17 protein-coding genes and 2 pseudogenes are annotated in these 20092 nt (G+C 67.0%); 7 read left to right on the top strand and 12 right to left on the bottom strand.

Annotation, left to right across the window (positions count from 1 at the left end):
* Positions 1 to 472 precede the first annotated feature (472 nt).
* Both rpsT and AABA51_RS17115 read right to left on the bottom strand, forming a co-directional pair.
* Positions 473 to 739 (bottom strand): 30S ribosomal protein S20, encoded by a 267-nt coding sequence (gene rpsT, locus AABA51_RS17120; protein ID WP_338273308.1) that lies wholly within the window; start codon positions 737 to 739, stop codon positions 473 to 475.
* Positions 740 to 909: 170 nt separating this feature from the next.
* Positions 910 to 1782, bottom strand: a complete 873-nt coding sequence (locus AABA51_RS17115; RefSeq protein WP_338273307.1) for a LysR family transcriptional regulator — start codon at positions 1780 to 1782, stop codon at positions 910 to 912.
* A 101-nt stretch (positions 1783 to 1883) separates the two neighbouring features.
* On the opposite strand from AABA51_RS17115, the gene glyA reads away from it, so the two are divergent.
* Entirely contained in the window at positions 1884 to 3200 is a 1317-nt protein-coding gene (glyA, locus tag AABA51_RS17110) for a serine hydroxymethyltransferase (RefSeq protein ID WP_338273306.1), read from the top strand.
* Positions 3201 to 3364: 164 nt separating this feature from the next.
* On the opposite strand, the gene AABA51_RS17105 is transcribed toward glyA, so the two are convergent.
* Together AABA51_RS17105 and mutM are read right to left on the bottom strand one after the other, a co-directional pair.
* Positions 3365 to 4141 (bottom strand): enoyl-CoA hydratase, encoded by a 777-nt coding sequence (locus AABA51_RS17105; RefSeq protein WP_338273305.1) that lies wholly within the window; start codon positions 4139 to 4141, stop codon positions 3365 to 3367.
* A gap of 75 nt (positions 4142 to 4216) precedes the next feature.
* Positions 4217 to 5095 carry a bifunctional DNA-formamidopyrimidine glycosylase/DNA-(apurinic or apyrimidinic site) lyase gene (gene mutM / locus AABA51_RS17100; RefSeq protein ID WP_338273304.1) on the bottom strand — a complete coding sequence of 293 codons (879 nt, stop codon included), beginning with the start codon at positions 5093 to 5095 and terminating at the stop codon, positions 4217 to 4219.
* Positions 5096 to 5182: 87 nt separating this feature from the next.
* On the opposite strand from mutM, the gene ubiE reads away from it, so the two are divergent.
* Both ubiE and ubiB read left to right on the top strand, forming a co-directional pair.
* Positions 5183 to 5950 (top strand): bifunctional demethylmenaquinone methyltransferase/2-methoxy-6-polyprenyl-1,4-benzoquinol methylase UbiE, encoded by a 768-nt coding sequence (gene ubiE / locus AABA51_RS17095; RefSeq protein ID WP_338273303.1) that lies wholly within the window; start codon positions 5183 to 5185, stop codon positions 5948 to 5950.
* A gap of 1 nt (position 5951) precedes the next feature.
* Complete coding sequence (gene ubiB / locus AABA51_RS17090; RefSeq protein ID WP_338273302.1) at positions 5952 to 7481, top strand: 2-polyprenylphenol 6-hydroxylase; 1530 nt, start codon at positions 5952 to 5954, stop codon at positions 7479 to 7481.
* A 6-nt stretch (positions 7482 to 7487) separates the two neighbouring features.
* Here ubiB and AABA51_RS17085 read toward each other — a convergent pair whose 3' ends face one another.
* Positions 7488 to 8147: a flagellar hook capping FlgD N-terminal domain-containing protein gene (locus AABA51_RS17085; RefSeq protein ID WP_338273301.1), complete on the bottom strand. Its 660-nt coding sequence runs from the start codon at positions 8145 to 8147 to the stop codon at positions 7488 to 7490.
* Positions 8148 to 8322: 175 nt separating this feature from the next.
* A pseudogene (locus AABA51_RS17170) lies at positions 8323 to 8616 on the bottom strand (flagellar hook-length control protein FliK); the annotation flags it as partial.
* A gap of 1659 nt (positions 8617 to 10275) precedes the next feature.
* Here AABA51_RS17170 and AABA51_RS17080 point away from each other — a divergent pair.
* The 3 genes and pseudogenes from AABA51_RS17080 to AABA51_RS17070 all read left to right on the top strand — a co-directional run.
* Positions 10276 to 10590, top strand: coding sequence for a rod-binding protein (locus AABA51_RS17080; protein ID WP_338273300.1), 315 nt, complete (start codon positions 10276 to 10278; stop codon positions 10588 to 10590).
* The gene (locus tag AABA51_RS17075; protein WP_338273299.1) at positions 10587 to 10925 is read left to right on the top strand and encodes a hypothetical protein; all 339 of its coding nucleotides are present in this window, start codon (positions 10587 to 10589) and stop codon (positions 10923 to 10925) included. Before AABA51_RS17080 ends, AABA51_RS17075 begins: the two co-directional genes overlap by 4 nt.
* 212 nt (positions 10926 to 11137) lie before the next feature.
* Positions 11138 to 11224 (top strand): annotated as a pseudogene (locus AABA51_RS17070) (flagellin); the annotation flags it as partial.
* Here AABA51_RS17070 and AABA51_RS17065 read toward each other — a convergent pair.
* From AABA51_RS17065 to AABA51_RS17045, 5 genes are all read right to left on the bottom strand, one after another.
* The gene (locus AABA51_RS17065; protein ID WP_338273298.1) at positions 11209 to 12531 is read right to left on the bottom strand and encodes a flagellar hook protein FlgE; all 1323 of its coding nucleotides are present in this window, start codon (positions 12529 to 12531) and stop codon (positions 11209 to 11211) included. The pseudogene AABA51_RS17070 and the gene AABA51_RS17065 overlap by 16 nt on opposite strands.
* Positions 12532 to 12631: 100 nt before the next feature.
* A complete protein-coding gene (locus AABA51_RS17060; RefSeq protein ID WP_338273297.1) occupies positions 12632 to 13462 on the bottom strand; it encodes a flagellar motor protein MotB in 831 nt (276 codons plus the stop codon).
* A 35-nt stretch (positions 13463 to 13497) separates the two neighbouring features.
* Positions 13498 to 14757, bottom strand: a complete 1260-nt coding sequence (arsJ, locus tag AABA51_RS17055; protein ID WP_338273296.1) for an organoarsenical effux MFS transporter ArsJ — start codon at positions 14755 to 14757, stop codon at positions 13498 to 13500.
* The gene (locus AABA51_RS17050) at positions 14754 to 15752 is read right to left on the bottom strand and encodes an ArsJ-associated glyceraldehyde-3-phosphate dehydrogenase (protein WP_338273295.1); all 999 of its coding nucleotides are present in this window, start codon (positions 15750 to 15752) and stop codon (positions 14754 to 14756) included. The genes arsJ and AABA51_RS17050 overlap by 4 nt, the downstream gene beginning before the upstream one ends.
* A complete protein-coding gene (locus tag AABA51_RS17045; protein WP_338273294.1) occupies positions 15749 to 16588 on the bottom strand; it encodes a helix-turn-helix domain-containing protein in 840 nt (279 codons plus the stop codon). Before AABA51_RS17045 ends, AABA51_RS17050 begins: the two co-directional genes overlap by 4 nt.
* Positions 16589 to 16732: 144 nt before the next feature.
* Between AABA51_RS17045 and AABA51_RS17040 the strand changes: the two genes are divergently transcribed.
* Complete coding sequence (locus AABA51_RS17040; RefSeq protein WP_338273293.1) at positions 16733 to 18418, top strand: ABC transporter permease; 1686 nt, start codon at positions 16733 to 16735, stop codon at positions 18416 to 18418.
* 67 nt (positions 18419 to 18485) lie between these two features.
* Here the strand turns inward: AABA51_RS17040 and AABA51_RS17035 are convergent, their stop codons facing one another.
* Positions 18486 to 19955, bottom strand: coding sequence for a fused MFS/spermidine synthase (locus AABA51_RS17035; RefSeq protein ID WP_338273292.1), 1470 nt, complete (start codon positions 19953 to 19955; stop codon positions 18486 to 18488).
* Positions 19956 to 20092: the final 137 nt, after the last annotated feature.

Here is a 20092-nt window from a genome sequence, read left to right as displayed (position 1 = left end):
TCCCTTCCCCCGTGCCGCGGTGGTTGCCGAAGTTCCGCTTTCAAAACACCGGGCTCACCCGATCCAACATCTTGGACCAGTCGTGCCGCACTCTGTCATGAACCGGAATTCCGGACATCCAAGGTCGATCTGAAGGAAAAAGAATGGCAAGGGATTCGGCCATGTCGGCTGCCCCACCATCTTGAACGACATTCGGGTCGTGCTGGCGCCAGAGGGTCAATATCCCGCTGGTGCTGGTCCGACTGTCCGCCGCTATCCCTCAAGTCCGCCCCCCGAGGCGCCTGAATCGCAAGGTTACGCTACCGGATGGCGCGATACGCCTGCAACGACTCTTCATTCTTGACAGATATGTGAAAGCGACGCGAATCTGCCGTCTCTGCCTAGAGGCTTATGCGCAAAGAATATTTTCGAATGAAAAAGGCGCGCCCGATGCCGGGCGCGCCTTGTGTCTCGACCGTTGTCCGGGCCGCGTTCAGGCCTTGAGCGCCTTGACCCGCGAGGACAGGCGCGACATTTTCCGCGCCACGGTGTTTTTGTGCATCACACCCTTGGTGACGCCGCGCATCAGCTCGGGCTGTGCGCTCTTGAGCGCCTCGGCGGCGGCGGTCTGATCGCCCGAGGCGATCGCCTCTTCGACCTTGCGCAGGAAGGTGCGGATGCGCGAACGACGGGCCTTGTTCACCGCGTAGCGGCGTTCGGCCTGGCGGGCGCGTTTCTTGGACTGGGGCGTATTTGCCATCGTGTGTCTCTTTCGTCTGTCGGGTCGCGTTCAATATCACTTGCGCGGGAGATCCCGACCCCGGGTTCGTTACCGGGCGACTCTGGCCATTGGCGGGCCTCACACGCATGTCTGGCGCGGCGCATAGCGGGAATCGACGCCGGATGCAAAGCCAAAAGCGCCGCGCCAGATCAGGACAGCGCGGCAAAGGCGGCACGCAAGGCCGCCGACATCGGGCCACGGGCGATCTCGGCCATCAGGACCCGGTCGACAGGCACGGACCCCGCGAAGGGCTGGACCAGGCGACCCGCCGCCAAGGCGCGGTCGAGCAATGCCAGATGACCCATCAGGACACCTGCCCCCGCTTCCGCCTCGGCGACCGCCATCCCGTAGAGCGAGAAATGCGTGCCGCGTGTGGTATCGCCGATCGCAACCCGGTTGGCCCTTGCCCAAAGCGCCCAATCCTCGGCCCAGCTCTCGTCGTGGATGAGCGTCTGGTCGGCCAGATCCGCAGGTCCCGCCAATTGCGATGCGAGCGACGGGGCGCAGACCGGGGCGATGCGATCCTCGGCCAGAACCAGCCCGCCGGGTATGGCATCGGGGCGCCGCATGAACAGGGCCACGTCGAAAATCTCGCGCAGCAGATTGGGCGGTTGTTCCAGGACCGTCACCGAGAATTGGGCATCCGGCAAGGCCGCGCGAAGCGCCGGCAAGCGCGGTTGCAACCAGAGCTGGGCCACGCTGGGCAAGGCGGCAATGGACACACGGCGACCGGGCGAGAGCGCGCGCAGATCCCGCACCGCTTCGCCCAGAGCATCGAAGGCACGCAGGAAGCCGGGCAACAAAGCCTCGCCAGCTGGCGTCAGCCGCACGCCTTGCGCGCGACGGCGAAACAGCGGGCGTCCGGTCCAATCCTCGAGGCTGCGGATGTGCTGGGATATCGCGCCCGGTGTCACGCCCAGTTCCTCGGCGGCGGCGGCGAACCCGCCCAGGCGCGCGGCCGCTTCGAAAGCGCGCAGCGCGTTCAGGGGCGGACCTTTTGGGCGTGGAGGGGATACGGGCATTTTCTAGGCTTAGGTTTTCTAAACTCAGAAATCGGTAATCTCCTTTGCCGCTTGGCGCAAGGCACGCCATCCTGACGCCATCATCAAGAGGAGCCACCAAGATGACGCTTGCCCATCGTGACTGGGTGCCCGCCGCATGCGAGGCGCAGGTGCAGAGGATCGCCACCGAAACCGCAGGGGAATCGGCCCCGGACCTGCTGGCGCGGATCGAGGCTTTGGCGATTGAAAACAAGCAGATACACGAAAAGGACTGCTTCAACCTGAACCCGGCGACCAACGTGATGAACCCGCGCGCCGAGGCGTTGCTGGCCTCGGGCATCGGGACGCGGCCGTCGCTGGGCTATCCGGGCGACAAATACGAGATGGGGCTGGAGGCCATCGAGGAAATCGAGGTGATCGCGGCCGAGCTGGCGGCGGAGGTATTCGGCGCGCGTTTTGCGGAAATCCGGGTGCCGTCGGGGGCGATGGCGAATCTCTTTGCCTTCATGGCGACCTGCAAACCGGGCGATACGATCATCGCGCCGCCCGCATCGGTGGGCGGGCATGTCACGCATCACGGGGCGGGATGTGCGGGGCTTTACGGGTTGCGGACCGTTCCGGCGCCCGTCTCGGCGGATGATTATTCGATCGATATCAAAGCCTTGGCCGATCTTGTCGAACGAGAGCAGCCCAAGCTGATCACGCTGGGTGCCTCGCTGAACCTGTTCGAGCATCCGGTGCGCGCGGTGCGCGAGATCGCCGACAGCGTGGGCGCGACACTGATGTTCGACGCGGCGCATCAATGCGGGATCATCGCGGGCAAGGCCTGGTCCGATCCGCTCGCCGAAGGGGCGCATCTGATGACGATGTCGACCTACAAAAGCCTTGGGGGTCCGGCGGGCGGATTGATCGTCACGAATGACGCGGAATTGGCCAAGCGCTTGGATCAAATCGCTTTTCCGGGGATGACGGCGAATTTCGACGCGGCGAAATCGGCGGCTTTGGCGGTCAGCTTGCTGGATTGGCGGGTGCATGGGCGCGCCTATGCGCAGAAGATGATCGAGGTCTCGAAGGCCTTGGCCGCGGCGCTGAAGGCGCGCGGGGTGCCGGTGTTCGAGACGCCGCGCGGCATGACCGACAGCCACCAGTTCGCGGTGCTGGCCGCAGGCTATGGCGGCGGGCAGGCTGCGTCCAAGACATTGAGAAAGGCTGGTTTTCTGGCCTGCGGCATCGGTTTGCCGGTGGCCGAGGTGCAAGGCGATCTGAACGGGCTGAGGATCGGGACGCCGGAATTGGTGCGCTGGGGCGTGGACATCGGCGATATCCCGGCGCTGGCCGATCTGATCGCGGAAGGGTTGCAGGCCAATGATCCGGGCGCGGTTGCAGCCCGGACACGAGCGATGCGGGCCGGGTTCGACCGGGTGCATTACGTGGTGTGAGGGGGTCGGGGAAAGAGCGGTGCGCCTGAAGGCGCACCCTACAGAGGGTTGAGAGAGTGTTGAGATTTGGCCCGGAACGTTGCCGAAGGGTTAATTTTCGGGGCCGAGTCCTGACGAAAGGTTGACGGGGACGTGGGGTGTCAACGCCCCGTCAACACATCCGCTCACTTGTCGCGGAATTGCGGCTCGCGCTTCTGGAGGAAGGCGGCCATCCCCTCTTTCTGGTCCTCGGTCGCAAAGAGGCTGTGGAACAGCCGCCGCTCGAAAAGGAGACCCTCGCGCAGCGTCGTCTCGTAGCTGCGGTTCACCGCCTCTTTCACGGCGAGGGTCGCGAGCATGGATTTCTCGGCGATCTTGGCGGCGGCGGCCATCGCCTCTTCCATCAGTTTCTTGGCGGGGACCACGCGGGAGACGAGGCCGCAGCGTTCGGCCTCTTCGGCGGTCATGAAGCGGCCGGTCAGGTGCATGTCCATCGATTTCGACTTGCCGACGAATCGCGTCAGGCGCTGGGTGCCACCCATGCCCGCCACGACGCCCAGATTGATCTCGGGCTGGCCGAATTTCGCGGTGTCGGCGGCGATGATGAAATCGCACATCATGGCCAGTTCGCAACCGCCGCCCAAGGCATAGCCCGACACGGCGGCGATGATCGGCTTGCGGGTGCGCAGCATCTGTTCGGCATCGGTGCCGAACATGTCCTCGGTATAGACATCGACGAAGGTCTTTTCGGCCATCTCCTTGATGTCGGCACCGGCGGCGAAGGCCTTTTCCGATCCGGTCAGGACGATGCAGCGCACCTTGTCGTTCTCGTCCGCCGCTTTCAGCGCCTTGGCCAGTTCGGCCAGAAGGGTGCTGTTGAGCGCGTTCAGCGCCTCGGGGCGGTTGAGCTTGATGAGCGCGATGTGATCCTCGATGTCGACGATCAGGGTCTCATAGGCCATGTTCCGGCTCTCCGGGATGTGGGTGCCACGGGGGCTTGAAGCGGCAGGGTTAGCACCCCGTCCCACGGTTTCAAGCTATCTTTGACAGGTGGCGCAATGGAAGCTGGACCGGCCCGATTGCACGGTGCGACGGATTATTCCTTCACATCCGGGGGTTTGGCAGGCTTCGCCCTCGCGGCCATAGACGCGGAAATTGTGTTGGAAATATCCCAGTTCACCATCGGCCTGCCGGTAATCGCGCAAGGAGGAGCCGCCCGCCTCGATCGCCTCGGAGAGAACCTCGCGGATGATCGGCACCAGGGCCGCGACGCGGGGTGCCGCGATGCGGCCCGCATGGCGCAGGGGCGAGATGCCCGCGCGATAGAGCGCCTCGCAGACATAGATGTTGCCCAGACCCGCAACGATCCGCTGGTCGAGAAGCGCGGATTTCACCGGGCTGCGCTTGCCCCGGAAGGCGGCGACCAGGTGATCCTCGTTGAAGGCATTGCCCAAGGGTTCGGGGCCGAGCCCCGAGATCAGCCAGTGCCGGTCGAGCGCATCGGTGGGGCAAAGGTCCATCGCGCCGAAGCGGCGGGCATCGTTGAAGGTAACGCGCGCGCCATCCTCGGTGTCGAGGATCACGTGGTCATGTTTCTCGGGCGCGGGATGCAGGTGGTGGAATTGCGCGAGCATGTCGCGCCCGGCGCCCAGCGCCGCATCGGGGGCGGAGACGATCATGCGGCCCGACATGCCCAGATGCACGATCAGGGTTTCGCCGGTGTCGAGATCGGCCAGAAGATATTTGGACCGCCGCCCCAGCCGGTCGATCCGCGCGCCGGTCAGACGCTCGGCCATGCGGGGCGGAAAGGGCCAGCGCAGATCGGGGCGATTGACCTGTGCGCGGGCGATCCGCGCGCCCTCGAGCACGGGGGCAAGGCCGCGACGGACTGTCTCGACTTCTGGAAGTTCGGGCACAGCGGGCTTTCCTTTGAGCGGGGCGAGGGTGTAACGCCCTGAGAAGGCCCTATAACAAGGGCGAGACATACGGAAGGACAAGCCCCGATGGCCGAGACTACAGACGGTCGCCCGGACAAAAGCACGACCCATTTCGGCTACCAGGAGGTGGCCGAGGACCAGAAGGCGGGTCTGGTGCATGGCGTGTTCACCAATGTCGCCTCGAAATACGACATCATGAACGACGTGATGAGCGTGGGCATCCACCGGGTCTGGAAAGACGCGATGATGGATTGGCTGGTGCCGCGCGACGGGCAGAAGCTGCTGGATGTGGCGGGGGGCACGGGCGATGTGGCGTTCCGGTTCCTGAAACGCGCGCCGGGGGCGAGCGCCACGGTTCTGGACATGACCGAGTCGATGCTGATCGAGGGGCAAAAGCGCGCCGAAGCCGCGCAGATGGCCGAAAAGCTCGACTGGATCGTGGGCGATGCCATGGCCCTGCCGTTTCCCGACAACACGTTCGACCGCTACACGATCAGTTTCGGCATCCGCAACGTGACGCGCATTCCGCAAGCCCTGACCGAGGCGTTTCGCGTGCTGCGGCCCGGTGGGCGGCTGATGGTGCTGGAATTCAGCCAATTGCCCAACGAGGGGCTGCAAAAGCTCTATGATCTCTATTCCTTCAACGTGATCCCGCGCATGGGGCAGCTGATCGCGGGGGACAGGGACAGTTACCAATACCTCGTCGAATCGATCCGGCGCTTCCCCGACCAGGAGACATTCGCCGACATGATCCGCGCGGCGGGGTTCGAGCAGGTCAGCTATCGCAACCTGTCGATGGGGATCGCCGCGCTGCATTCGGGGTGGAAGATCTGAGGTGAAGGGCCCCCACAACATCTGGCGGCTGGTCCGCACGGGCGCGACCTTCGAGCGGACGGGCGCGATGCAGGCCGTGCTGGAGGCGGTGGACGCGCCCCGGCCGATCCGCATCGCGGCGCGGGTTCTGGGCTGGCCGTTCAAATGGCTGGGGCTGCGGGGCGACCCGAGCGTGCCGCCGGTGCCGCGCGCGCTGACGGCACTGGGGCCTGCCTATATCAAGTTCGGTCAGATCCTGTCGACGCGGCCCGATGTGGTCGGCCCGGGAATGGCGCTGGAATTGCAGGTCCTGCAGGACAAGCTGCCGCCCTTTGCCATGGCCGAGGCGCGGCGCGTCGTGGAACAGGAGATGGAAAAGCCGCTGGAGGCAATGTTTTCCGAGTTTTCCGAACCGGTCGCGGCGGCATCGATCGCGCAGGTGCACAAGGCGCGGCTGGTCGAGGATGGGCGCGCGGTGGCGGTCAAGATCCTGCGCCCCGGCATCGAACGGGCGTTTCGCAAGGATATCGACGCCTTCTACCTGATCGCCTGGCTGGTCGAGACGTTGTCGCCCGCATCGCGCCGGTTGCGCCCGCGCGACGTGATCGAGCATTTCGAAGGCGTGGTGATGCAGGAACTGGACCTGCGCATCGAAGCATCGGCCTGTGGGGAGTTTCACGCCAATACGGGCCGCGACGAGGGATTCGTCGTGCCGGAGGTGGAATGGTTCCTGTCGTCGCGGCGGATGATGACGCTGGGCTGGGTCGAGGGGATCACGCTGTCCGATCTGGCCGCCATCGACGCGGCGGGCCATGACAAGAAGGCGCTGGGCGCGCGGGTGTTGCAGATGTTCCTGCGCCATGCGCTGCGCGACGGGTTCTTTCATGCCGACATGCATCAGGGCAACCTGAAGGTCGCGGCCAATGGCGATGTGGTGGCCCTGGATTTCGGGATCATGGGGCGGCTCGATGTCTATACGCGCCGGGTCTATGCCGAGATCCTGATGGGGTTCATCCGCAAGGATTACCGCCGCGTGGCCGAGGTGCATTTCGAGGCGGGATACGTTCCGGCGGATCGCAGCATCGACGAATTCGCCCAGGCGTTGCGGTCGGTGGGCGAGCCGATCTTTGGCATGGATGCGAGCCGGATCTCGATGGCGCGGCTTTTGGCCTATCTGTTCGAGGTCACGGAACGGTTCGGGATGGAGACGCGGACCGAGCTGATCTTGTTGCAGCGGACCATGGTGGTGGTCGAGGGCGTGGCGCGGTCGCTGGACCCCGACATCAACATCTGGGTCGTGGCCCGGCCCGTGGTCGAGGAATACATCACCGAGCATGTCGGGCCCAAGGCGGCGCTGCGCGACCTGTGGCAGACGGTGCGGGTGCTGTCGCGGTTCGGCCCGAGGCTGCCCGCGCTGGCCGAACAGGCGCTTTTGGCGCAGGCCAACCCGCCGCGTCCGCAACGGCGCAACCCCTGGCCCGAGCGGTTGGGATACGGGGCGGCGGGGCTGGCGATCGGCGGCGTGGTGGCGGCTGTTCTGGCGCTGATCTGAGGCAGATCAGGGCGCGCGGCGCAGGCCGAGGATGGATTGGGCGGCGACGGATTGGCCGCCCTGCAAGCGCAACCAGACGGCCCCATCGACAAGCCGCGCCTCCTCCACGATGGCGTGGATCGTGGCGGGGGATTCGTCGAGCATGGTTTCGCCCGACCAGCTTTGCAGGGTGAGGTCATAGGTGCCCGGCCGGACGGGCGTACCGGAGGGGCCGGTTCCGTCCCAGTCGAAACGGTCCGAGCCAAGCGGCACGGGCACACGTTGGACGATGGCGCCGCGCGTGTCGCGGACGACCAGTTCCAGCCGGTCGGCGCGGGCATGGGCGGCGGCCGACAGGGTCACGGGATCGCCCTGAAAGGTGACGGGCATCTGGGCCTGCGCCTCCATCCCGATCCAGCCGCCGATCTGGCCCATGCCGAGCGTGGCGAAATCCGCCTGCATCCCGGTCAAGAGCTCGTTGGTGCGAACCTGTTGTTCGACGCCGGAGAATTGCGCGAGCTGGCTGGCGAATTCCGTCGATTCCATCGGGTTGAGCGGGTCCTGGTTCTGCATCTGGGTGGTCAGAAGGCGCAGGAAGGTCTGGAAATCGGCGGTGATGGCGCTGGCGGCGGTGGCCCCCGCACGGCGCGTCGGGGCATCGGGGGCTGCGGCGGAAAGCTGGTCCATCTGGGCATATCCTTTCTGGAGGGGTGGGCAGCGGGTCAGAGCCGCAGGTCAAGCCCATGGGAGAGGGGGCGGCGGGCGGGCATGGCCGCCGTCGGATCATCGGCATCGGCCCCTGAGGGGGGCAGGCCGGGGGGCTGGGCAGCGGGGGTATGACCACCCCCGCGCCCTGCCCGCCCTGATGCGAGATCTGCACGGCGGGTGCATCGACGCCGGCGCGCAGGAATTCATCGGCCAGAAGCACGAGATGGCGGCGCATGAGATCGGCGGTTTCCGGGCGTTCGACCGAGATGCTGAGGCTGAGGATTCCATTCACCTCGACCATGCTGAGGCGGACGCGCCCCAGTTCCGGCGGATCGAGGGCGATGTCGATGGGAGCGCCGGTGGCCCGGCCAAGATCCTCCTGCGCGGCGCGGGCGATCTGTGCCGCAGCGCTGGCGGCAAGGGTGTGCGGGGCATGCGGCGCGGGCATCTGTGCCGTGTCGGGCAGGCGGGCAAGTGTCAGCACCTCTGGCCGGGGGGGGATGTCGGGGCGGGCAAGGTCGGGCGCTTGGGATGGCACGGGGTCAGCGGGCGGCAACGGGCGCGATGTCGCCGCGCCGGCGCCGAGGCTGGAGCGGGGCGCGGTGGGCGCGGTGGTGTCCCGGGACAAGGGATGGGTGGGGGAAGTCGAGACCGGCGGCACGACGGCATCGGGGGGCACCGCGCCGGGTTGAGGGATGGGCGACAGCGTCGCGGCAGGATTGGGGGCCCCGACGGTGGGCAGGGGTGCAGGGACCGAGACCAGCGGCAGGGATGCCATGGCCAAGGGTGGTGCAGGCGCTGGCCGAGGGGCCGGTGGAGGCGGATCGGTATGGGCGGACAAGGTCGGTGACGGCGACATGGGCGGCGCGGGCGGCGGCAGGGTGGGCGCGGATTGAGCAGGTGCGGATTGGACGGGCGTGGATTGGGCGGGCGTGGATTGGGCGGGTGTGAAAACAGACGGCGTTTGCGGGACGGCCTGCGGTTGCGGGTGTGGTTGTGGCTGTGGCACTGGGGGTGCCGCCTGCCCGTCAAGGGCCGGGAGTGGCGGGGCGGAAGGCAGGGGCGCAAGCACCACGGGCCCTTGTCCGGGATGGGACTGTGACGGGACGGGCAAGGTGGCCGCTGGGGACGGCAGCGCCATCGGCGCCTTGGTTGTCGGGCGGTCGGGGGGCGCGATACCCACGGCCATGGGAGCGATGGGCGGCATGGGGAAGGGAACGGGTGGGCCGCCGGGCGAGGCCAAGGTTGGGCCGGTAGGGAGCGGCGCGAGCGGGGCATCGGCGCTTTTGGGCGCGACACCGGCGAAGGGGGGCGGCAGCCCGGTCGAAGGCTCAGGCGATGTCTGCTCCGCCCCTGCGGGCGGCGCTGGCAGCGCAATCTGCAACCCGATCGGGGGAGCGGTGGGGACCGTGGCATGGCCGGGTGTCGCATCCTCCACCCCGGGGTCAAGCCGCCATGGCCATATGGCATCGACGGCTGCGGGCAAGGCGGGCCTGGGTGGGATCGCGGCAAGCGGGGCCTGCACCGGGTCGGGCGCGGCTTGGCCGGGAGGGGTTGCGGGACCAGATAGAATCAGCGCGGCGGGATGGGTGAACAGGGGCGGCCACCAGGTTGGATCGCCCGCGCGCAAGGCTGCCTGCGGTGTTGGTGGCAGGCGGGGCGCAGCGGCGCTGGCTTGCGTCACGGCAGGGGATCTGGACGCCGGTGGGGGTGCGGCGCGATCCGGTGCGACGGCGACGGGTGGACCCCCAAGGGGCAGAGGGATCGCCATGCCGGGATCGAGCGGATCGGTGGAAGGATCGGAGGGCGCGGCCGCATCCGTCACCACCTGACCCGAGGCGGGCTGGTCGGATGTTTCGGGCCCTGCCACGTCATCGGGTTGCAGCATCGCCAGAAAGCCCGCGAGCGCATCCGGGGCGGCCACAGGCAAGCCCGACTTGGCGGCCGAGGGCAGGAAGCCGGGCCAAGGGGGCGGAATTGCGGACAGGTCAGGCATGGGCGGCCCCGGTTTCTCTCGATCCGGGACGGTATCGCGCCAAAGAGCTTACGATTTCTTTACGCCCCCATGCGAGGTTTTCGGAAAACCCCTAGAATTGGCGATATCCGGATGCTCCTGCCCCTGACCCCACCATCCGTCCCGCCCGATGGGCCAGCCGCACCCGACGCGCCCAGCGCGGATCAGGAGGCGTTGCGGCGGGCAGCACAGGCCCTGGAGGCGAGTTTTCTTGCGGAAATGTTGAAACAGGCGGGATTCGGGGAGAGCCGCGACAGTTTCGGGGGCGGGGTGGGAGAGGCGCAATTCGCCTCCTTCCTGCGGGCCGAACATGCCCGCGCGCTGGCCGAAAGCGGGGGAATCGGTCTTGCCGAACAGCTGTTCCGGTCGCTGGTCGCACGCGCAGGCCCGGTGGAGCGCGCGCCGTGACGGGGACCAATCGCAGCCTTGCGCGGATCGAACGGCTGCTCGACGGGCAGCGGCGCGCGCTTCTGGCTGGCGATCTGGCGGCACTGGCCGCGATGCCCGAACCGATGGAGGCGGCGCTGCGAAGCCTTGAACGCGACGCGGTCGCGCATGACGATCTTGCGCGCGTGGCGCGGATGGCGGCGCGCAACGCGGAGCTGATCGGCGCGGCGGGACAAGCGGTCGCGCGCCTGCGTACCAGCCGGCAGGCGCGGGGCGCGGCGGAGCTTGGCACCTATGACAGGGCCGGTCAGCGCGCGCCCATGATCGGTTCGGGCCGCATCCTGGCGCGCGGCTGAGACCGCGGGCGATCCCGTAAAATCCGCCCGAAATTCAGCGCGCGATTAGGACATTCTTCAGGGCTGCATCCCAGATTGGCCGCAGCACCCCGACGGGTGGCGTGGCCCGGATCACAGGGCCGCAGGTGTCAGAAGGACATTCCCAGGGGGCCGTGCGACGCCCCCACGCGACCGGCGCCGAATCCGCGCCCTGAACATGAAAGGGGACGAAAATGTCCAGCATTCTGACCAACAACAGCGCCATGGTGGCGTTGCAGACCCTGAAATCGGTGAACACCAACCTTCAGAAGACACAGGCGGAGATCTCGACCGGGAAATCCGTGGCCACGGCGCGCGACAATTCCACGGTCTGGATGATCTTGGCGTTCGAGGAATAGGCCCGCTGGGTCTGGATCAGCTGCGTCAGCTCGGCCGCCACATCGGTGGCCGATTCCTCGCGCGCATAGCCGACCATCTCGCCCGTCGGCCCCTCTCCCGCGTTCCAGAGGAAGAACTGGCCGCTGTCGGGCGAGATCGAATAGGTCTGGTTGTCGCCGGTGGTCAGCCCGTTGAGATTGGGCACATCGACCACCGGGATCTGGTAGATCACGCGGGTGATCCCGCTGTCGTAGATCGCGTGCAGGAACCCGTTGGCATCCACCTCCACCCGGTTCAGATCGCCCACGGGCGAGCCGTTCTTGACCACGGGCGCGCGCGAAAACGTGTCGGACAATTGCGTCAGCCCCCCGGTCTCCCCGGCGCGGCCGATGCGCAGGTCAAGCGGCCCCCCCGCCACGGTCAGGGCGATGCGCCCGGTCGCCGCGTCATAGGCCCCGCCAGACAGAACCGTGACACCTTCCAGATTGCCGCCATTGCCCCGCGCATCGTCGAAGGTGACGGTATATTCGCCCACCACCGCCCCGCCCGAGCCGCTGTCGCGGATCTCCATGTTCCATTCATGGCTCATGCCGCTGGCGGGAACATTGGGGGTAAAGGTGATCTCCAGGTATTGCGACGTGCCCAGGTTGTCGAAATATTCCGCCGACATGACAAAGGGTTGCCCGTCCCCCGTCGCATCGGTCGAGGTCGCGGGCAGGTTCACCGACAGATCCATGTACGTGGTGGGATCGCCCGCGAACTGGTTGGTGTTGATCACCACAGGCTCCAGCCCGTCAAAGGTGTCGCGCGGGAAATTCGGGATCGACCCGTCGGCATTGGCGGGCCAGCCCATCAGCACCTCCCCCGTCTGGGTGCGCAAGACCCCCTCCGCATCGGGGCGAAAGGACCCGGTCGTCATCAGCCGCACGGGCAGATCGTCGCCCGGCCCGTTCAGCGCCGCGGCACTGGTGACGGGCAGCATGCCGCGCCCCCCGATGGCCAGATCGGTCGGATTCGTGGTCGTCACCAGCGTGCCGCGCTGATCGATCATCCGCGAGGTCGAGGCGCGCACGCCCCCCGCCGAATAGCTGCCGTCGTTCTGCGTGATCACCAGCGAATGGAAATCCGCCACCACCCGCTTGTACCCATAGGTGCTGGAATTGGCGATATTGTCGGCGATGGTGGCCAGCCGCCCGGCATTCACCTGAAGGCCCGCGACCCCGGAATTGAGCGAGGAGGAAATCGTCATCTCATGCGCCTTTCTGCTGCATCAGGGTTTGGGCCGACCATGGGCACCGGGGCTTAAGGACGGCTTAACGGATAAAATCCAACGCATTTCGGCGCGCGCGCTACAGATCGCGGCGCAGCACGATCACCTCCAGCCGGTCGTTGCGCAGCGCCATGGGGTTGGCACCGGTGGCTTGCCGGTCAGCATGGCCCGTCACGCGCTGGATGCGGCGCGGGGCCAGACCGCCGGCCTCCAGCATCGCGCGAAAGAGCTGCGCGCGGTCGGTCGACACGCGCCACCGCGTCTCGCTGGCCACGACGACGGGTTCAGCCGCGACATGGCCACCCAGCGCGACATCATTGATCACCGTCCCGAACAGCTCGGCCATCACGCGCGCCAGTTCGGGCAACCAGATCGCGGGCTGGCCCGTGTCGGGGTCGAAAATCTCCTGCCCGGGGCGCGAGAAGATCTCGATCACCAGGCCCTCGTCGCTCAACCGTGTCTGCACATGCGCCATCAGATCTTCGGAAAGCCGGCTGTCGCCGGTCAGCGCCGCCTCCAGCGCGGCAAGGGCGGCGGTGTCCTCCGCCACGGCCTGCGCATGGTCTGTGCCCGACAGGCCCAGACTTTGCCGCCCCTCGGTCGGGCGCAGGTTGGTCGCCCCCGTCCCGTTCTGCGCGATGGACGTTTCCGAAAACGGGCTGTCGCCGCCGAATGCCCCGTCGCCCCCGCCCGAGATGCGCGTGATCGGGATGGTGGGCGAGAAATAATCGGCGATGCCCTTTCGCTGCTGTTCGGTCGTGGCGTTCAACAGCCACATCAGCATGAAAAAGGCCATCATCGCGGTGACGAAATCGGCATAGGCCACTTTCCACGCACCGCCATGGTGACCGCCCCCGGCGATCACCTTCTTGCGTTTCACGATCAGGGGGCGCGTCTCGTTTCCAGCCATGCGGACAGGGCTAGCAGCCGCATCTGAACACCCCGTTAACGCGCGCGCGCATCAAGATTGCGGGCGGCCAGCGCGCTCAAACCCAGCATCACGGCCGCCGTGCCAAGACAGGCGGGCAGGCCCCCCAGCTGGTAGGACAGGCCCGACAACAGCGTCCCGATCAGCCGCCCCGCCGCATTGGCCATGTAGTAGAACCCCACATCCATCGTGACCCGTTCCGCCTTGGTGAAGGCCAGGATCAGGTAGGAATGCAGCGCCGAATTCACCGCGAAAACCGCGCCAAAGACCAATAGACCCCCGACCACAACCGCCGTCAGCCATGGCGCGGGCGCCCCCGCCCCCCAGACCAACAGCGCCAGCGCCGCGGGCAGAAAGGCCAACCCCCCGGCCCAGATCCAGGCCTGCCCGATCAGTGCCGCATCGCCCCGCGTCTCGGCGCGCAGGATGCGCGGGGCCGAGGCCTGGACCGCGCCATACAGGATGATCCAGAAGGCCATGAAACTCCCGATCATGAAAAAGGCCGCGCGGTTGCCCGCCACCGTGCCATCCGACAGGACCGCGTAGAAATAGATCGGGATGCCGACGACGAACCAGACATCCCGCGCCCCGAACAGGAACACGCGCGCCGCCGACAGCCAGTTCACATTGGCGGATTTGGAAAAGACCTCGGTGAATTTCGCGCCCTTGCGCCCCATGGGCAGGCCCGGCGGCATCCGCCATGCGATCACGATCAGGATCAACGCCAGAACCGCCGCCATCGCCAGAACCGATCCGACAAAGCCGACGAGGGCGAGCATCGCCGCCCCGAGGAGGAAGCCCAACCCCTTCACCGCGTTCTTGGACCCGGTCAGCACCGCAACCCAGCGAAACAGCGCCCCGCCCTGCGCAGGCGCCAAGAGCTTGACCGCCGATTTCGACGACATCTTGGCCAGGTCCTTGGCCACGCCCGACAACCCCTGCACGACCATGACAAAGGCGACCGAGGCGGCGATGCCCCAGCCGGGGTCCAGCTGCGCCAGCGCGATCAGCGCCACGATCTGCACCCCCAGCCCCGCATAAAGCGTCGTGGTCAGCCCGAACCGCGCCGCGATCCAGCCCGCCGACAGGTTCGTCACGATCCCCGCCAATTCATATAGAAGAAACAGGTAGGCCAGCTGCACCGGGGAAAAGCCCAGCGTATGGAAATGCAGCAAGACCAGCATCCTGAGCGCGCCATCGGTCAGCATGAAGGCCCAATAGGCCGCCGTCACCGCCACATAGGCGGCGAAACCTTGCGGGCGCGCGGTGTCGGTCACGGGGCCGCACCCACCATCAGGGCGACATCGACCAGCCGATGGGCATAGCCCATCTCGTTGTCATACCAGGCGTAGATCTTCACCTGCGTCCCGTTCACCACCATCGTGCTCGGCGCATCCACGATGCCCGACCGCGTGTCATTGGTGTAATCGGCACTGACCAGCGGCCGCTCCTCGTAGCCGAGGATACCGGCCAGCGGACCCTCCGCCGCCGCCTTGAACAGCGCGTTGACCTCCTCCGCCGTCGTCGCGCGCTCCACCTCGAAGACGCAATCGGTGATCGAGGCATTGAGCAGCGGCACCCGCACGGCATGACCGTTCAGCTTTCCTTTGAGCTCGGGGTAGATCAGCGTGATCGCCGTGGCGCTGCCCGTGGTGGTGGGGATCAGGCTGTTCAACGCCGACCTTGCGCGGCGCAGATCCTTGGCCGGGCGGTCCACGATGGTCTGCGTATTCGTCACGTCATGGATCGTGGTGATCGAGCCATGCTTGATCCCCAGCGCCTCGTGGATGACCTTGACCACCGGGGCCAGGCAATTGGTCGTGCAGCTTGCCGCCGTCACGATCCGATGCTGGCTCGGGTCATAGATGTCGTGGTTCACGCCATAGACGATATTGGCCGCCCCCCCGTCCTTGACCGGGGCGCTGACGACCACGCGCTTCACGCCCGCGTCGAAATAGGGCTGGATCTTCGCCGCCGTCTTGAACACGCCCGTGCAGTCGATCACGACGTCCACGCCGTCCAGCGGCAGCTTGGCCGGGTCGCGTTCGCACAACACCGGCAGGCGCACACCGTCGATGGTGATGGCGTCGTCATCGGCCGAAATATCCGCCCGCCACCGCCCATGCACCGTGTCGAATTCCAACAGATGCGCATGCATCGCCGGATCGCCCACCGCGTCGTTGATCCAGGCGATCTTCGCCCCCCGCTCCAGCAGCGGCCGCAGGGCCAGCTTTCCGATCCGGCCCAACCCGTTCAGCGCATAGGTGGTCATGCCGCGCCCTCCGCGCCCGCGATCCCGTCCAGCGCGCGTTGCAGCGAGATCCGGTCCAGCGTGCCCAGCGGCAGCGCGGTAAAGGCGAGGATGCGGTTGCGCAGCATCCCGTAGGCGCTTTGAAAGGCCAGCATCCGCTCCGCCTCGGTGCCTTGCGCCTTCACCGGGTCGGGCGTCGACCAATGCGCCGACATCGGCTGACCGGGCCAGGGCGGGCAGGCCTCGTTCGCGGCGCGGTCGCAGACGGTAAAGACGAAATCGAACACCGGCGCGCCCACGCCCTGGAACTCGGACAGGTTCTTGGACCGCAGGCCCGAGGTCTCGTGCCCCTTCAGCCGCAGCATCTCCACCGCCATCGGGTTCAGCGCCGATTGCGGCTGGGTTCCGGCGGAAAACACCTCGAACCGGTCGCCCGCCATCTCGCGCAACAGCGTCTCGGCAAAGATCGACCGGGCCGAATTGCCGGTGCAGATGAACAGGACCTTGTAGCGGTCATGGGGCATGATGCGGTCTCCGTCAGGGGCATCGAGGGGTAGGGCCGCGCACAGGTCTGCACGCCCTCTGCAACACTCGCGCAACAGGCCGTCGGTCATCGCGCTGAGGCCAGCCATGTCGGCCCCGTAACGCAGCGATGTGCCAAGCCGGTCGCGCGTGATCAGCCCGGCCTGCATCAGATCGGCCAGGTAGGCGCTCAGCGTATTGGGCTTCAGCCCCAGAACCTCGGCGATCTCGCCCGCCGGAACCCGGTCGGGGTAGCGGCGGATGAGCAATTGCACGACATCCAGACGGGCCGGATGGCTGAGGGCGGCGAATCGATCTGTGAGTGTTATTTCCATATTTCTCGAAGTACCGAATAATGCACCGCGCTCAAGTGAAGCTTTTGCGACAGAGCCGCCCGCTTTCGCCCCGGTCGCTTGCATTCACGGCAAATCCCGACAAAAGGTGTCGGATTGAAGGACCGCCCGAAAGCATTCCCGCCCATGGCCCAAAGCGCCCGCATCCACCGCCTGTCCGCCCTTGCATGGGGGGCCGCCGCGATCTGCATCCTGCCGATGGCCGCCGTGGCCATCGCCGCCCTGACCGGCGGCATCGGCACGCTGTCGGGCCTCGCCGGATCGGTCCTGCCGCGCTACGCGGGCACCACGGCGCTGCTGGTGGTGATCGTGGGCATCGGCACGGCACTCATCGGCACCTCGACCGCATGGCTTGTCACCGCCACCCGCTTTCCGGGGCGGCGGCTCTTTGAAATCGCGCTGGCCCTGCCGCTGACCTTTCCGGCCTATGTGCTGGCCTATGCCTATACCGATCTGCTCGACCATCCCGGCTGGGTGCAATCGACGCTGCGCGATCTGACCGGCTGGGGGCCGCGCGACTATTGGTTCCCCGAAATCCGAAGCCTGGGCGGCGCGGCGGCGATGCTGATCCTCGTCCTCTATCCTTACGTCTACCTGCTCGCGCGGGCGGCTTTCCTGCGGCAATCGGCAACGGCCTATATCGCCGCGCGCACGCTGGGTCAGGGGCCATGGGGCGCGTTTTTCCGCGTCTCTGTCCCCGTGGCACGCCCCGCCATCGCGGGCGGCGTGCTGCTCGCGCTGATGGAAACGCTCGCCGATTACGGGACCGTCGCCTATTTCGGCGTTCAGACCTTTGCCACCGGCATCTATGTCAGCTGGTTCGGCCTCTTCGACCGGGGGGCGGCGGCGCAACTGGCGCTCTGCCTTCTCGTCGTGGCGCTCACCTTCGCCACGCTCGAACGCCGCCAGCGCCGCCACCTGCGCCACCACGACGCCGGCCGCCGCTTCGAACGGATGGAGCCTGTGCAGCTGCGCGGCCGTGCCGCCTTGGGGGCCATCGCCATCTGCGGCCTGCCCGTGTTTTTCGGCTTTCTCCTGCCCACCGGCATCTTGCTCACCCTCGCCTCCGGGGCGAGCCAGCTCTTGTTCACCCCCCGCTACCTCGGCTTCTTGCAGCATTCGCTGACGCTGGCTTCCATGGCCGCCCTATTGACGGTGGCCGCCGCCATCACGCTGGGGTTCAACGCGCGGCTCCATCCGACCAAGACCTCCCAATCCGCGCTCCGCATCGCGGGCATTGGCTATGCCGTGCCGGGCGGCGTGATCGCGGTGGGGCTTCTGTTTCCCTTCGCCGCCTTCGACAATGCGCTCGACCGGTTCATGGAGGCGAATTTCGGCATCGACACCGGGCTTTTGATCACCGGCTCCATCTGGCTGATGATCATGGCCTACATGGTCCGCTTCATGGCCGTGGCGCTGAACACCTACGAATCGGGGCTGGCGACCGTGAACCCCAACATGGATGCCGTGGCCCGCACGCTGGGCCACGGGCCTGCCCCCATGCTGCGCCGCATCCACGTGCCGATCCTGCAACCCTCGATCCTGACCGCGCTCCTGATCGTCTTCGTCGACGTGATGAAGGAATTGCCCGCCACCCTGATCCTGCGGCCCTTCAACTACGACACGCTGGCGGTGCAGGCCCACCGCCTCGCCTCCGATGAACGGCTGGCCGAGGCGGCGGTGCCCAGCCTCGTCATCGGCGCGGTAGGGCTGATCCCCGTCGCCATCCTGTGCTGGTCCATCGGCCGCGAGGGCCGCCCGATGCGCAACGCCATCGACGCCGCGCAGGCTCAGGCTCAACGCACGACGTAGGGTGGGCAATCTGCCCACCAAACCCCAAACCACCAAAGCTCACGCGCACCGGTGGGTTCCACCCACCCTACCGATACCCCACCCAGCCCCGATCATCCGTGAACGCCCGCGCGGGCGAAATCGCAGCCATCTCGTACCCCTCGGGCAATGCCTCCAACGCGTCCAGCGGCACGGGCGAGGCGGCCAGCATCACATTGCCCAGACCCGTCGGCCCGACCGGCCCGCGCACGGCGATGACATGGGGGTATAACTCGCTCAGGATCGCATGGGTGCCGCGCGCCAGTGGCCCATCGGGCGCATCGATCAGGTTCACATAGACAGGTCCCGTCACGATCTCGCGCAACCGGGCAAAGGTCTCGCGCGTGACCAGATGCGCAGGCACCGAAGCGGATGAAAACGCATCCATCACCGCCGCATCATAACGGCGGACCGTTTCATTCAGATAGACCCGCCCATCGGCATGGACGATCCCCAACCGTCCGGGGGCGGCCCCCTCGCCCGGCCCCTCGACCCCGGCCTCATAGCCCGTTTCCGCGATCATCGCGGCGGCGCGCGGCAGATGCCGGCGCACCACCTCCGTGATCAACGGGTCGATCTCCACCGCGATGGCCTGCGCCTCGGGTCGGCTTTCCAGCAATCGTGTCGGCAGGGTATAGCCCCCGCCCCCTACGAACAGGACCGATGGCGCAGCCCCCAGATCGGCATCCATCCGCGCCCAGATCCAGCGGGTATAGGGAATGACCAGATCCTCCGGGGCATCGGCCCGCGGGACGGGTTCCGCCGCCTGATGCGTTCGGTCGGAATAAAGGCTGATCACACCGCCCGTCCGCGTGATGTCGATGCAGGACAGACCCGATTCGTAGCGACAGACAGGGCCCAGCGCCGCACTCCCCAGAACCAGCGCCGCGATGGGGATGAGCGGCGCAAGCGACGGTTTTTCCCCCTCCTCGCCGCCGCCCTGTCCCCGGTCGCGCAGGAACGGCACGCACAAGAGCGCCGCAGCCCCACACCCCGCGAAGGTCGCCACCGACCCGGCAAAGGGCAGCGCCACGAAGCCCGCCAGAACCGCACCCAGGATCGCCCCCAGCGACCCCGCCGCCAGAACCATGCCCAGCGACGACCCCTCGCGCCCCGGCCGCGCCTCCACCGCCAGCCGCGCCAACAAAGGCGAGGGCGCAGAGATCAGAACAGAGGCCGGGAAAAACGCGACGATCACGCTCACCAGCATGCCCCCCGTGCCCCTTGCCCCAAGACTGTAGATCAACCCAAGGATCAGGGGCGACAGCGCGGCCAGCACCGCCGTGCCCACCAGCACCGCCCGCACCTGCCTCAGCGCCACCGCGCGCTCGCGTTCGGCCATGAAGCCCCCCAGCGCATTGCCCAGCGAAAAGCCCGCCAGAACCGTGGCGATCACGGCCGTCCATGTCACCAGCGAGGTGCCGAAAAACGGGGCCAGCACGCGGCCCGCCGCGATCTCGTAGGTCAGGCCCAAAGCCGACAGCACAAGTATCAGGGCAATCGCCGTCCAGAATTTCATCGGGGATCTCTCGCTCTCGCTTCTGCCGCGCCCTCATGGGCCAAAGGACCGGACCCCGCAACATAGCCGCAGCACCTGCAGGGGCGAGCCCCCAAAACGAAACGGACGCCCGAAGGCGCCCGTTCCCGGCTCACCAT

The organism is Roseicyclus marinus (assembly GCF_036322625.1).
Taxonomy (GTDB): domain Bacteria; phylum Pseudomonadota; class Alphaproteobacteria; order Rhodobacterales; family Rhodobacteraceae; genus Roseicyclus; species Roseicyclus marinus_A.
The sequence above is the reverse complement of the archived record's forward strand: the minus strand, read 5'-3'. Positions and strand labels throughout refer to the sequence as shown.